Raw genomic sequence first — 12,793 nt, forward strand, 5'->3', positions numbered from 1 at the left:
CCTCGGGCAGATCCACCACCTGCCGACGTGTCACACCAACCTCGTCACATCGACGCAGTCCGGTACCGCACTCGCCACACGACGACGGAACATGATCGACGACCTGGTCCGGATCGTCCACCAGCGACAGGCTCGCACCCGGCGCTCCCGGCTGCTGACCTCGTTTGCGAGTTACCATCCGGGCGAATCTTCAGCGAAAGTCCAAAGTGGACCACGGAGAAATCGCTGCGAGACAAGAAACAACGGTCAGCGCGCGATACCGCCTTCGACGAGATCGAACGCGGCATCGATGACGGCGGGGTGCGCGCGCTGGACGTCCTGGAGATCGTCGCCGTCGAGAATGCGCTGCTGCGAGTGCTTGCTGATCGACGTCAGTGCCGAGCTGAGCAGTCCGGCGACGATCCTGGCGTGTGCCCGGTCCGCGCCTTCTTCGAGTAGTACCTCCCTGATCAGGTCTTCGATCTCGTGGTCGAGTTCGAGTGCCCGCGCGGTCAGTGCCGGGCTCTGCCGGATGACCCACAGGAAGCCGTCGATCCCGGCGAACACGCCGGAGGTCGGGTGCCGCTCCGCCAGCAGCCGGTGCTGGTAGCGCCGCAGTGCCGCGCTCACCGGCTCGCCGTCCGGGCGGGCCCGCAGTGCGTCGGAGATGGCGCGCAGGATGTCCTCCTGCCGGTCGAAGAAGAGATCTTCCTTGCGGGCGAAGTAGTTCGACACCGTCTTCTTCGACACCTCGGCCGCCTCGGCGACCTCCGCGATGGTCACCTGTTCGAACCCGTGCCGGACGAACAGCCCGGTTGCGACATCGGCGATGTGCCGCCGGGATTCCCGTTTCTTGCGCTCGCGCCGTCCTTCGTCCACATGCGAATCTTACCATCATCGTAAACATTGACAAAGTACAAGTTCTCCGTACGCTGGGCGCATGACCTCCAGGGGAACCGAATACGACGTGGTGATCGCGGGCGCCGGTCCGACCGGCCTGACGCTCGCGTGCGAACTGCGGCTGGCCGGGGTGCGGGTGCTCGTGCTCGAACGGCTGACCGAGCTGGATCCGACGCTCAAGGCGGGTTCGATCAACGTGCCCACCGCCGAAGCCTTCTACCGGCGGGGGCTGCTGCCCGCGATGCACGAGGAGCAGCGGCGGGGCTACGAGCGGATGAAGGAGTTCATCCGCTCGAAGGTGCCCGAAAGCGCCTCGGGCCTTCCGCCGAAGATGCCCAAGCTGGCCGGGCACTTCGCCGGGATCATGGTCGGTGGCGAGCACGTCCGGTTCGACGATCCCGCGTTCCGCGACGTGGGGCCGGCAGGCGAGGTGATGCTGGTGCCGCAGCAGGCCGTCGAGTCGATACTCGACGCACGGGCGAGGGAGCTGGGCGTCGAGATCCGGCGCGGGGTCGAGCTGACCGGTTTCGGCGAAGACGAAGACGGGGACGGGGACGGCGTGACCGTGCGCTTCGGCGACGGGTCGGTCCGCGCGGGCTGGCTCGTGGGCTGCGACGGGGGACGGAGCCTGGTGCGCAAGACCGCCGGCTTCGACTTCCCCGGCACCGATCCGCTCATCACCGGGCGGCAGGCGCTGGTCGACCTGACCGGCGGCGAGGCACTGGGGCCCGGCTGGAACCGCACGGAGCGCGGCCTCTACGTGAACGGGCCGCTGCCGGGCCGGATCCTGACCGTCGAGCTGGACGGGCCGCCCGCCGACCGCGACGCCCCGATCACCGCGGCGGAGCTGCAGGCGAGCCTTCGCCGCGTTTCCGGGGTGGACGTCACGATCACCGCCGTGCACTCGGCGACGCGCTACACCGACAATGCGCGGCAGGTGCCCGAATACCGCCGCGGACGCGTCCTCTTGGCAGGCGACGCGGCGCACGTGCATTCGCCGTTCGGCGGGCAGGGGCTCAACCTCGGCGTCGGCGACGCGATGAACCTCGGCTGGAAGCTCGCCGCGACCGTGCTCGGCGGGGCTCCGGACGGGCTGCTCGACACCTACACCGCCGAGCGGCACCCGATCGGCGAATGGGTGCTGGAGTGGACGCGGGCGCAGGTCGCGCTGATGCGCACGGACGTCAGAACCGGGCTGCTGCGCGGTGTCGTCGGCGACCTGCTGTCCACACCGGACGGTTCGACGTACTTGGCGAAGAAGCTTTCCGGCGTGCTGCACCGCTACGACATGGGCGATCGGGGGCACGACTGGATCGGGCTCGGCACCCCGGATCTCGCCTTCGCGGACGGCACGCGCCTCGGCGAGCACTGCGCGAAGGGGGCGTTCGTGCTGCTCGACCTCGCCGATTCCGCGGAGCTGCGGGAACTGGTCGCGCCGTGGGGAGCGCGGATCGAGCTGGTGACCGCGAAAGCCGCGAGCGACGCCGAACCGTCCGGCCTGCTGATGCGGCCGGACGGGCACGTGGCGTGGGCGCGCGACGGCGGCTCGCTCGACGGGCTAGCCGAAGCGCTGCACCGCTGGGCGGGCGCGCCCGGCTGAAGAGCGAGCACAATGGGGGCATGGACGCCGAGGTACTACCGGGGTTCGCCGGATTCGCGGCGGCGCTGCGCGAAGCCGGCGTTCCGTGCGGCCCGCAGCGCGTCCAGGCCTACCTCTCCGCCGTCGAGCAGGTCGACGTCGGCGAGACCGTCCAGCTCTACTGGGCGGGACGGCTGACCCTGTGCGCCGATCCCGACGACCTGCCGCGCTACGACGACGCGTTCGCGCAGTGGTTCGCGGCCGCGCCGCCCGACGTGCGCGCCGCGCGGCCGGTGCCGAAGCCGAAGCAGGCGCGGATCGCGTCGATGTCGGGGGAACGGCCCGGCGGCGCGGAATCCGAGGCGGGTCCCGAGCTGAGCGTGGCCGCGACCGACACCGAGGTCCTGCGCCGCCGCGACCTCGCCGAGCTGTCGGCGGCGGAGCGGGCACACCTGCGTGAACTCCTGTCGGTGCTCAAACCGGTCCTGCCCGAGCGGTCGTCGGCACGACGCCGTCCCGCACGCCGTGGCGCGCTCGACCCCGGCCGGACCCTGCGCGGCATGCTCGCCGTCGGTGGTGAACCGGTGCGGCTGGCCTACCGCGCCCGCACCAGGCGGCCCCGGAAAGTGGTGCTGCTGCTCGATGTTTCGGGTTCGATGAGCCCGTACGCGGACGCGTTGCTGAGGTTCGCGCACGTCGTCGTGCGGCGGGCGCCGTCCGCCGTCGAGGTGTTCACGCTCGGTACCCGGCTGACGAGGGTGTCGCGGCAGCTGCGCCAGCGCGACCCCGAGCGCGCGATGCTCGCCGCGGGTGGCGCGGTGCCGGATTTCGCGGGCGGGACCAGGCTCGGCGAGACCCTGCGCGCGTTCCTCGACCGCTGGGGCCAGCGCGGTGTCGCGCGTCGCGCGGTGGTCGTGGTGTGCTCAGACGGCTGGGAACGCGGCGATCCCGCGCTGCTGGGGGACCAGCTCGCGAGGTTACGTCGACTGGCGTACGCGGTGCTCTGGGTGAACCCGCACGCCGGTCGCGCGGGTTACGCTCCTGTGCAATCCGGTATCGCCGCCGCGATGCCGCACCTTGACCGCCTGCTGGCCGGGCACAGCCTCGCCGCACTGGAACGACTGCTGGTGGAGATCCGCGATGCGTGACGTACTGGACGAACTGCACCGGCGCTGGCAAGACGGCGAGACCGTCGGGCTCGGCACCGTGGTCGCGACCTTTTCCTCCGCGCCGAGGGATCCCGGCGCGGCGATGCTGGTCGGTGCCGGCGGCGAGGTCGTCGGCAGTGTTTCGGGCGGCTGCGTCGAAGGCGCGGTGTACGAACTGGCCCAGCAGGTGGTCGCGGACGGGACGCCGGTCCTGCAGCGCTACGGCGTCAGCGACGACGACGCCTTCGCGGTGGGCCTGACCTGCGGCGGCATCATCGACATCTACGTCGAGCGGGTGAACCGCGAGACCATGCCGGAGCTCGGCGACGTCGTCGGGTACGTGCGCGCCGGAGAGCCGGTGGCCGTGGTGACGGTGATCGAACACCCCGGCGCGGGCACCGTGGGACGGCATCTGATCGTGCGCCCCGAACACGTCGACGGCACGCTCGGCTCGTCGCGGATGAACGACGCGGTCGCCGACGACGCGCGCGGGCTCCTCGCCACCGGCCGGACCGGGGTGCTGCACTACGGCCCGGACGGTCAGCGCCGCGGCGAGGGCATGACGGTGTTCGTGAACTCGTTCGAGCCGCCGCCGCGGCTGCTCGTGTTCGGGGCCATCGACTTCGCGGCCGCGATGGCGAGGATGGGCGCCTACCTCGGCTACCAGGTCACCGTGTGCGACGCGCGGCCGGTTTTCGCCACCAGCAGCCGTTTTCCCGACGCGCACGAGGTCGTCGTCGACTGGCCGCACCGGTACCTGACGGCGGAGGCGGAGGCTGGCCGCGTCAACCGGCGCACCGCGATCGCCGTGCTCACCCACGACCCGAAGTTCGACGTGCCGCTGCTCGAGGTGGCGCTGCGGCTCGACGTCGGCTACGTCGGCGCGATGGGCTCGCGCAAGACCCACGACGACCGGTTCTCGCGGCTGCGGGACGCGGGACTGTCCGAAGCGGACCTGGAACGGCTGTCGTCCCCGATCGGGCTCGACCTCGGGGCGAGGACGCCGGAGGAGACCGCGGTGTCCATCGCGGCCGAGATCATCGCGCTGCGCTGGGGTGGCCGGGGGCAGCGGCTCGCCGAGCTGAGCGGCCGCATCCACGGCTGAGCCGGCCGCATAGGATGACCGGATCGACACTCCCGGTGATCATCCGGCGAGGGTGACCGCGTCGAAGGGGTGTTCCGCATGGGTGAATTCGAGGACCTGAAACAGCGGATGCGGACACACCACCGGATCCAGTGCCAGGCCGAGGCCGGGCTGCTCCGCGACATCGCGGAAATGGCCGAGCTGCGCACCCGCGACGAGGTCGTGGCCATGCTGATGGACAAGGCCCGGATGGAGCGCCAGCGGGCCCGCGACACCTTCGACCTGGCCATCGCGGTGACCACCTCGATGTCGGCGACGCTCACGGCGATGGACGAGAACGGGATCGGCCTTGACCGGGCCATGGAGATCTACAAGGTGGTCCGGCACTTCTCCCGTGACGCCGAGGCGCGGGCCAAGGAGACCGAGCTGCTGAATCAGCGCTTCGGGTGAGCGGCTAGTCCATTCGAGACCGGCCTGCCGCAGATTCGGCGGCAGCACCGCATTCGCCGCGCATCCGCGGATCACCGCGCGCGGGGCCCGTGCCAGGACTTGTCGGCACCGGACCGAAGGGGCAGGCTCGCGTGTGAGTCCGATCACGGTCGATCCGGGTTCGGATTCCGTTCGCCCCGAACCGCCCCGCCACGCGGGCATCCACTTGGAGGCCTGATGCGCATCTCCGTCACCGTGGACGGAACCGCCTACACCGACGATGTCGAGCCCCGCACGCTGCTCGTCCACCACCTCCGCGAAAAGCTGGGCAAGGTCGGCACCGTGATCGGGTGCGACACCAGCAACTGCGGTGCCTGTACCGTCCACCTCGACGGGCACAGCGTGAAGTCCTGCTCCGTGCTGGCCGTGCAGGCCGACGGCTGCGAGGTCACCACGATCGAAGGGCTCGCGCGCGAAAGCGAGCTGCACCCCGTCCAGCGGGCCTTCCACGACAACCACGCGCTGCAGTGCGGGTTCTGCACGCCCGGCATGATCATGCAGTCGATCGACCTGCTCGCCGACAACCCCGACCCGGACGAGCAAGCGGTCCGCGAAGGGCTGGAAGGAAACCTGTGCCGGTGCACGGGCTACCAGAACATCGTCCGCGCGGTCCGCGACGCGGCGCACCAGATGCGACCGGGCGCCGGCCCCGAAGCCGAACGGCTCACCGAAGACACCGCGACAGTGGCGCGGCAGGTCGGCGGGGGTGGTGAGTGATGACCTCGACCGTTGAACCCGAGGTAGGAAAGGCGCGGCTGCGCAAGGAGGACGCGCGCCTGATCACCGGGCGCACCCGCTGGACGGACAACCTGGCGCTGCCCGGCATGCTGCACCTCGCCGTGCTGCGCAGTCCCTTCGCGCACGCCAAGATCGTCTCGATCGACGTGAGCGAGGCGAAGAAGGCGCCCGGCGTCGTGGCCGTCTACACCGCGAAGGACCTCGATCCGGACAGCACGATCGCGATGCCGTGCGCGTGGCCGATCACGCCGGACATGAACAGCCCGCGCCGCCCGGTGCTCGCCGCGGACCAGGTGAACTTCGCGGGTGAAGGCGTGGCCGTCGTCGCCGCGCGCAGCGCCGCGGAAGCGCACGACGCGCTCGAAGCGATCGACGTCGACTACGAGGACCTCCCCGTGGTGCTGGGCATGGAGAACGCGCTCGCCGAGGGCGCGCCGCTCGTGCACGAAGAGCTCGGCACCAACCAGAACGCCGTGTGGATCTTCGACTCCGGGGAAGCGGGATCGGGTGGCGATGTCGGCGAAGCCATCGCGAAGTCGGAGATCACGCTGACGCGCCGGTTCCGGCAGCAGCGGCTGGTGCCCGCGTTCATGGAGCCACGGTCCTGCGTGGTCGACCCGACGAGCGCGCAGCTCACCATGTGGTCGGCGACGCAGGTGCCGCACATCCTCAAGACGATGTCGGCGCTGACGCTCGGCATCCCCGAGCACAAGCTCCGCGTGATCGCGCCGGACGTCGGCGGCGGGTTCGGCGGCAAGATCGCCGTGCTGCCGGAGGAGACGATGTGCCTGATCGTCGCGCAGAAGCTCGGAAAGCCGGTGAAGTGGACGGAATCCCGTTCCGAGTGCATGCTCACCGCGCACCACGGCCGCGACCAGATCCAGGACATCACGATCTCCGCGAACCGCGACGGCACGGTCACCGGGCTGAAGGTCGACCTGCTCGCCGACATGGGCGCCTACCTCGGGCTCGTCGGGCCAGGCGTGCCGATCCTCGGCGCGTTCATGTTCAACGCCATCTACAAGATCCCGGCCTACCGGTTCGCCTGCACGAACGTGTTCACCAACACCACCCTCACCGACGCCTACCGCGGCGCGGGCAGGCCGGAGGCGACGTTCGCGATCGAACGGATCATGGACGAGCTCGCCGCCGAACTGGGCCTGGACCCGTTGGAGCTGCGCGAAAAGAACTGGATCAAGCACGAGGAGTTCCCGTACACCACGGTGTCGACGCTGACCTACGACTCCGGCAACTACGAGGCGGCGACCGAGAAGGCGAAGGAGCTGTTCGACTATGACGGCCTGCGTCGCGAGCAGAAGCAGCGCCGGGACTCGGGTGACCCGGTGCAGCTCGGCATCGGGATCTCCACGTTCACCGAAATGTGCGGGCTCGCGCCGTCGCGCGTGCTCGGCTCGCTCGACTACGCCGCGGGCGGCTGGGAGCACGCGGCGATCCGGGTGCTGCCCACCGGCAAGGTAGAGGTCATCACCGGCGCTTCGGCGCACGGCCAGGGCCACGAGACGGCGTGGAGCCAGATCGTCGCCGATCAGCTCGGTGTCCCGTTCGAGGACGTCGAAGTCCTGCACGGGGACACCCAGTCCTCGCACAAGGGCATGGACACCTACGGCTCGCGATCCCTCGCGGTCGGCGGGATCGCGGTCGTCAAGGCCGCCGAGAAGGTCGTCGCGAAGGCGCGCAAGGTCGCCGCGCACATGATGGAATGCGCCGAGGACGACCTGGAGTTCGCGAGCGGCAAGTTCACCGTCAAGGGCACCGAGTCCTCGACCGCGCTCGGCGACATCGCGTTCGCGGTCTTCGCGGCGCACGACCTTCCCGACGGCATGGAACCGTCGCTGGACTCCGATGCCACCTTCGACCCGGAGAACTTCTCGTTCCCGCACGGCACGCACCTGTGCGCGATGGAGGTGGACACCGAAACGGGCCGCGTGTCGATCCGGAAGTACGTCTGCGTCGACGATGTCGGCGCGGTGGTCAACCCGTTGATCGTGGAGGGCCAGGTGCACGGCGGGCTCGCGCAGGGCATCGCGCAGGCGCTGTTCGAAGAGGCCGTGCACGACGAGAGCGGCACGCTCACCACCGGCACGTTCGCGGACTACCTGCTGCCGTCCGCGGCCGATCTGCCTTCGTTCGTCACCGACCGCACCGAGACGCGATCGACCACGAACCCGTTGGGCGTCAAGGGCGTCGGCGAGGCGGGCACGATCGCGTCCACCCCGGCCGTGGTCAACGCGGTGATCGACGCGGTGCGCCACCGCGGGGTGAACGAGATCGAAATGCCGCTCTCGCCGATGCGGGTGTGGTCGGCGATCCACCGCGGCAAGACCGGCGCGGGCGGCGTCGGCTCGGAGTCCGGCGGCGGGCTCGGTTCGATCGACGCTTCCGGAGGTGCCCAGTGATCCCCTCTGCCTTCGACTACACCGCGCCGTCCACAGTGGACGAAGCGGTGCGCGCACTCGTCGATGCCGGTGAGGACGCCAAAGTACTGGCAGGTGGGCAGAGCCTGCTGCCGGTGCTGCGGATGCGCCTCGCCGCGCCGACCACGCTGGTGGACCTCGGCAAGATCGCCGAGCTACGCGGTGTGACCGAGGACGGCGACGCGCTCGTCATCGGCGCGATGACCACGCACTACGAGGTGCAGCGCGACGCGCTCGTCCGCGAGCACGCCGAACTGCTGGCCAAGGCCACCGATACGGTGGCCGACCCGCAGGTGCGCCATCGCGGCACGTTCGGCGGCTCGATCGCGCACGCCGATCCGGCCGGTGACCTGCCGGCCCCGGCGCTCGCGCTGGACGCCGAAATGGTCATCGCCTCGCCGGGCGGGCGCAGGACGGTTCCGGCGGCGGAGTTCTTCCAGGACCTCTTCACCACCGCGCTCGCGCCGGACGAGATACTGGTGGCGGTGCGGGTGCCGAAGTACACCGGCTGGCACGCGCACTACGAGAAGTTCAACCGGGTCGCGCAGGCGTGGTCGACGGTGGCGGTCGCGGTGGCCGTCCGCACCGACGGCAGCTCGATCGCCGAAGCCCGTGTCGCGCTCACGAACATGGGCTCGACCCCGGTCCGGGCGACGGCGGTCGAGCAGGCGCTCGTCGGTGGCGATGCCTCCGCGGAAGCGGTTCGCGCCGCCGCGCAGCACGCCGCCGAGGGCACGAATCCGCCCGCGGACGGCAACGCGGACGTCGAATACCGCCAGGAGCTGGCCCGCGTGCTCACCGGGCGCGCGGTTTCCGCGGCCGTCGGCTGACCGGAGGAAGGAAAGTCCGTGCGACTGGACCACGAATTCACCGTCCCGGCGACCGTCGAGGAGGTATGGCGTGCCGTCGTCGAACCGGAACGGGTGGCGCCCTGCATGCCAGGCGCCACCCTCACCGAGGTCGACGGAGACGTCTTCCGCGGCACGGTGAAGGTCAAGCTCGGTCCCATCTCCTTGCTGTACAAGGGATCCGGTGAGTTCCTGGAGAAGGACGAGCAGGCGCGCAAGGTCGTGATCAAGGCGTCGGGGAAGGACTCCCGCGGCGCCGGTACCGCGGCCGCCACGGTCACCGTCCAGCTCACCGCGGAGGGTGCGGGGACGAAGGGCACCGTCGCCACGGACCTGAACATCACCGGGAAGCCGGCGCAGTTCGGGCGCGGGCTCATCTCGGAGGTCGGCGGCAAGATCCTGGACCAGTTCGCGACCTGCCTGTCGACGAAGCTCGGTTCTTCGTCTTCGTCTCCTCCAGAGCCGGACCCGGAGCGGGACGGCGCGCGGCCGAAGCTGGAGAGCGTGAAGCAGGCGTCGCTTCCCGAGGCCGAGCCGATCGACCTCGTCGACTACGCGGGGATCTCGGTGGCGAAACGGCTCGCGCCGGTGTTCGCCGTGATCGCCGCGGTGCTCGGGCTCGTCGCGATCGTTCGCGCGCTGCGTCGTTAGCGGTACCGCGCCGGTAGAGGTGTGGCGCTGGGCGCATCGGGGAAGTTCCCGGTGCGGCCCGGCGTTCCCCCCGATGTGACTGGAGCGGACCACGAAACCGACGTGGCGGTGATCGGTGCCGGGCAGGCCGGGCTGTCCGCGGCCTACTTCCTGCGCCGGGCGGGGCTGGATTTCGCCGTGCTCGACCACGGGAAGCGCGCGGGCGGGGCGTGGCAGTACCGCTGGCCGTCGCTGGTGCTGGGCAAGGTGCACGGGCTGCACGACCTGCCGGGGATGGCGCTGGGCACCCCGGACACGACGCGACCGGCCTCGGAGGTGGTCTCCGAGTACTTCGGCCGCTTCGAACGCGCTTACGACCTGCCCGTGCGGCGGCCCGTCGACGTGCTGGCGGTGCGCCCTGCCTCGGGTGACCGCCTGCTGGTGGAAAGCGCCGCGGAGACCTGGTCCGTGCGGGCGGTGCTGAACGCGACCGGGACCTGGGACCGCCCGTTCTGGCCGCGCTATCCCGGACAGGAGAGCTTCGAAGGGCGCCAACTGCACACCGCGGACTACACCGGTGCCGCTGATTTCCGCGACAAGCGCGTGGTGGTCGTCGGCGGCGGGACCTCGGCGATCCAGCAGCTCATCGAAATCGCGGCGGTCGCGCGCGACACGACGTGGGTCACCCGCCGCCCGCCAGTGTTCCGCGAGGAGCCGTTCACCGAGGACTGGGGCCGCGCCGCCGTGGCGAAGGTCGACGCGGCCGTGCGAGCCGGGCAACCGCCCGCGAGCGTGGTGAGCGTGACCGACCTCGCGCGCACCCCGGAGGTCGTCGAAGCTGAGCGGGCCGGAATCCTCGACCGCCTGCCCATGTTCGACCGCATCACGCGCACCGGCGTCCACTGGCCCGACGGCACCGAACGCCCCGCCGACGTGATCCTGTGGGCGACCGGTTTCCGCGCTGCCCTCGATCACCTGGCGCCGCTGCACCTCCGCGAACCCGGCGGCGGAATCCGCATGGACGGCACCCGGGTAGTCGCCGAACCCCGCCTGCACCTGCTCGGCTACGGCCCGTCGGCGAGCACCATCGGCGCGAACCGAGCGGGCCGCTCCGCCGTCCAGGAAATCCGCCGACTCCTAGCCCCCGCCCGTTCTCGCACCGCCGCCCGCATGCCCTGAAGGTGCCCTGCACGGCATGCGCAGCACCACGCCGCATGGCGTGAAGGCGGAGAAAGTGGCGTCGGAGTCCCTGATGGTCACCGTGAATGTGTGTGCGCGTCGATTCTGGTGCTGAGTCGCCGGGACGGGCCCGCCGGAGGCTAGCCGCAGACTCCCTGAAGGGCGCCTTCGGGGAATCTGACGCCCCAATCTCGCCCCTCGCGGCGTCCGGCATGGCGACGCCGATGCCCTGAAGGTGCCACCGGGGGACCTGGATGCCCCGAAGGTCGCCTTCGGGGCATCCCACCCGTGCCAGTCAGGCGACGGGTTCCGCTGGGCGGCTCAGTTCGGCGTGGTTCCTGCTGGCGCGCGAGCTGATCAGCAGCAAGGTCGCCAGCACGCCGAGTGCGGCGATCACAGCGCAGCCGAGGAAAGCGGCGCCGTAGCCGCGGGTGAGCGCGTCCGGCCCGGTGTCGTCGCCGATGCGCGCGGAGGCGACGGCGGACAGCACTGCCAACCCGAGTGCGCCGCCGAGTTGCTGGCTGGTGTTGATCAGCCCGCTGGCGAGCCCGGCCTGCTGCCAGCCGACGCCGGTCGACGCGGCGACGAACAGCGGGGCGAACACCAGGCCGAGACCGGCGCCCGCGACCAGTTCCGGCGCCAGTACCGAAAAGGCGAACCCGCCGTCGGGGGACGCCAGCGACAGCCAGGCGAGGCCCGCGGCGAACAGGACGAGGCCGCCGGTCAGCACCGGTTTGTAGCCGAGCTTCGTCACGAGCGTCGAAGCGATCCCGAGCGCGATGCCGAAGCTCACCAGGCACATCGGCACCAGTGACAGGCCGGTGGTGATCGCGTCGTAGCGCAGCACGTTCTGCAGGAGCAGCGAGAGGAAGAAGAACATCGGTACCACCACGCCGCCGGTGAGGATCCCGGCGACGTTGGCGCCGGTGAGCGTGCGCAGCCGGAAGATCCTCAGGTCGACCAGTGGCGCGCGCGATCGCCGTTCGATCGCGACGAACGCGGCCAGCAGCACGAGGACGCCGAGCAGCGAGCCGAAAAGCTGCGCCGCACCGGCCCGCGGCGCCTCCACCAGTGTGTAGACGAGCAGGGTGAGCGCGGCGGTGACGGTGGCCGCCCCGGCGAGGTCGAACACCCGATCACCCGAGGGCGCACCAGTTCCGGCGAGCAGCGGGCGCACGAGCAGCACGCACGCGAGGACGACCGGGACGTTGATCCACAGCACCCATTCCCAGCCCGCGTACTGCGTCAGCACCCCGCTGAGGATGACGCCCGCCGCGCCCCCGGCGCCCCCGACCGCTCCCCACGCGGCGAACGCCTTGTTCCGCTCCGCGCCGTCGGAGAAGGTCACCGCGATGATCGACATCGCGGACGGCGAAAGCACGGCCGCGCCGACACCTTGCACCACGCGGGCGGTGACCAGCAAACCGACCGAATCGGCGAACCCGCCCGCCAGTGAGGCGATCCCGAACAGCAGCAGCCCGGCGACGAACATGCGCCGGCGGCCGAGCAGATCCGCCAGCCTGCCGCCCAGTAGCAGGAAACCGCCGAAGGCCAGCACGTAGGCGCTGACCACCCAGGTCAGCGCCCGCTGCCCGGCGTCGAGGTCCTGCCCGATCGCGGGCAGCGCCACGTTGATCACCGAGGCGTCCAGCACCACGACGAACTGCGCGGAGCACAACAACACGAGCGCGTACCAGCGGCGGCGCGCGCGCACACTATCGACGGCAGTCAACGGAAGAAACCATCCCCTCAGTCCATTTCGGACTCTTCGGATCGAGTGACGA

General features: G+C 70.7%; 11 protein-coding genes. 9 read left to right on the plus strand and 2 right to left on the minus strand.

Features of this window, described 5'->3' with window-relative positions; translation table 11 throughout:
* Nucleotides 1-246: 246 nt before the first annotated feature.
* On the minus strand, nt 247-858 hold the full coding sequence (locus tag ABD256_RS40435; protein ID WP_344431057.1) for a TetR/AcrR family transcriptional regulator: 612 nt from the start codon (nt 856-858) through the stop codon (nt 247-249).
* Between the two features lie 61 nt (nt 859-919).
* On the opposite strand from ABD256_RS40435, the gene ABD256_RS40440 reads away from it, so the two are divergent.
* The 9 genes from ABD256_RS40440 (at nt 920) to ABD256_RS40480 (ending at nt 11,009) form a co-directional block, all read left to right on the plus strand.
* The gene (locus tag ABD256_RS40440) at nt 920-2,479 is read left to right on the plus strand and encodes an FAD-dependent monooxygenase (protein ID WP_344431059.1); all 1,560 of its coding nucleotides are present in this window, start codon (nt 920-922) and stop codon (nt 2,477-2,479) included.
* A 20-nt stretch (nt 2,480-2,499) separates the two neighbouring features.
* On the plus strand, nt 2,500-3,606 hold the full coding sequence (locus ABD256_RS40445; RefSeq protein WP_344431060.1) for a vWA domain-containing protein: 1,107 nt from the start codon (nt 2,500-2,502) through the stop codon (nt 3,604-3,606).
* Nucleotides 3,599-4,711 carry an XdhC family protein gene (locus ABD256_RS40450; RefSeq protein WP_344431062.1) on the plus strand — a complete coding sequence of 371 codons (1,113 nt, stop codon included), beginning with the start codon at nt 3,599-3,601 and terminating at the stop codon, nt 4,709-4,711. The genes ABD256_RS40445 and ABD256_RS40450 overlap by 8 nt, the downstream gene beginning before the upstream one ends.
* A gap of 78 nt (nt 4,712-4,789) precedes the next feature.
* Nucleotides 4,790-5,140 carry a hypothetical protein gene (locus tag ABD256_RS40455; RefSeq protein ID WP_344431064.1) on the plus strand — a complete coding sequence of 117 codons (351 nt, stop codon included), beginning with the start codon at nt 4,790-4,792 and terminating at the stop codon, nt 5,138-5,140.
* 216 nt (nt 5,141-5,356) lie between these two features.
* Nucleotides 5,357-5,896: a (2Fe-2S)-binding protein gene (locus ABD256_RS40460; protein ID WP_344431066.1), complete on the plus strand. Its 540-nt coding sequence runs from the start codon at nt 5,357-5,359 to the stop codon at nt 5,894-5,896.
* Nucleotides 5,896-8,334 carry a xanthine dehydrogenase family protein molybdopterin-binding subunit gene (locus tag ABD256_RS40465; protein WP_344431067.1) on the plus strand — a complete coding sequence of 813 codons (2,439 nt, stop codon included), beginning with the start codon at nt 5,896-5,898 and terminating at the stop codon, nt 8,332-8,334. The genes ABD256_RS40460 and ABD256_RS40465 overlap by 1 nt, the downstream gene beginning before the upstream one ends.
* On the plus strand, nt 8,331-9,182 hold the full coding sequence (locus ABD256_RS40470) for an FAD binding domain-containing protein (protein WP_344431069.1): 852 nt from the start codon (nt 8,331-8,333) through the stop codon (nt 9,180-9,182). The genes ABD256_RS40465 and ABD256_RS40470 overlap by 4 nt, the downstream gene beginning before the upstream one ends.
* A gap of 18 nt (nt 9,183-9,200) precedes the next feature.
* Nucleotides 9,201-9,851: an SRPBCC family protein gene (locus ABD256_RS40475; RefSeq protein WP_344431071.1), complete on the plus strand. Its 651-nt coding sequence runs from the start codon at nt 9,201-9,203 to the stop codon at nt 9,849-9,851.
* A gap of 75 nt (nt 9,852-9,926) precedes the next feature.
* On the plus strand, nt 9,927-11,009 hold the full coding sequence (locus ABD256_RS40480; RefSeq protein ID WP_344431073.1) for an FAD-dependent oxidoreductase: 1,083 nt from the start codon (nt 9,927-9,929) through the stop codon (nt 11,007-11,009).
* A gap of 295 nt (nt 11,010-11,304) precedes the next feature.
* On the opposite strand, the gene ABD256_RS40485 is transcribed toward ABD256_RS40480, so the two are convergent.
* Nucleotides 11,305-12,741, minus strand: a complete 1,437-nt coding sequence (locus ABD256_RS40485) for an MFS transporter (RefSeq protein ID WP_344431075.1) — start codon at nt 12,739-12,741, stop codon at nt 11,305-11,307.
* Nucleotides 12,742-12,793: the final 52 nt, after the last annotated feature.

The organism is Amycolatopsis minnesotensis, from assembly GCF_039529815.1.
In the GTDB taxonomy this organism is placed as follows: Bacteria; Actinomycetota; Actinomycetes; order Mycobacteriales; family Pseudonocardiaceae; genus Amycolatopsis; species Amycolatopsis minnesotensis.

Excerpts from the sequence above, each read along its gene's own strand:
- ABD256_RS40440 (WP_344431059.1), top strand. The coding sequence starts at position 920 with ATGACCTCCAGGGGAACCGAATACGACGTGGTGATCGCGGGCGCCGGT.
- ABD256_RS40445 (WP_344431060.1), top strand. The coding sequence starts at position 2,500 with ATGGACGCCGAGGTACTACCGGGGTTCGCCGGATTCGCGGCGGCGCTG.
- ABD256_RS40450 (WP_344431062.1), top strand. The coding sequence starts at position 3,599 with ATGCGTGACGTACTGGACGAACTGCACCGGCGCTGGCAAGACGGCGAG.
- ABD256_RS40455 (WP_344431064.1), top strand. The coding sequence starts at position 4,790 with ATGGGTGAATTCGAGGACCTGAAACAGCGGATGCGGACACACCACCGG.
- ABD256_RS40460 (WP_344431066.1), top strand. The coding sequence starts at position 5,357 with ATGCGCATCTCCGTCACCGTGGACGGAACCGCCTACACCGACGATGTC.
- ABD256_RS40465 (WP_344431067.1), top strand. The coding sequence starts at position 5,896 with ATGACCTCGACCGTTGAACCCGAGGTAGGAAAGGCGCGGCTGCGCAAG.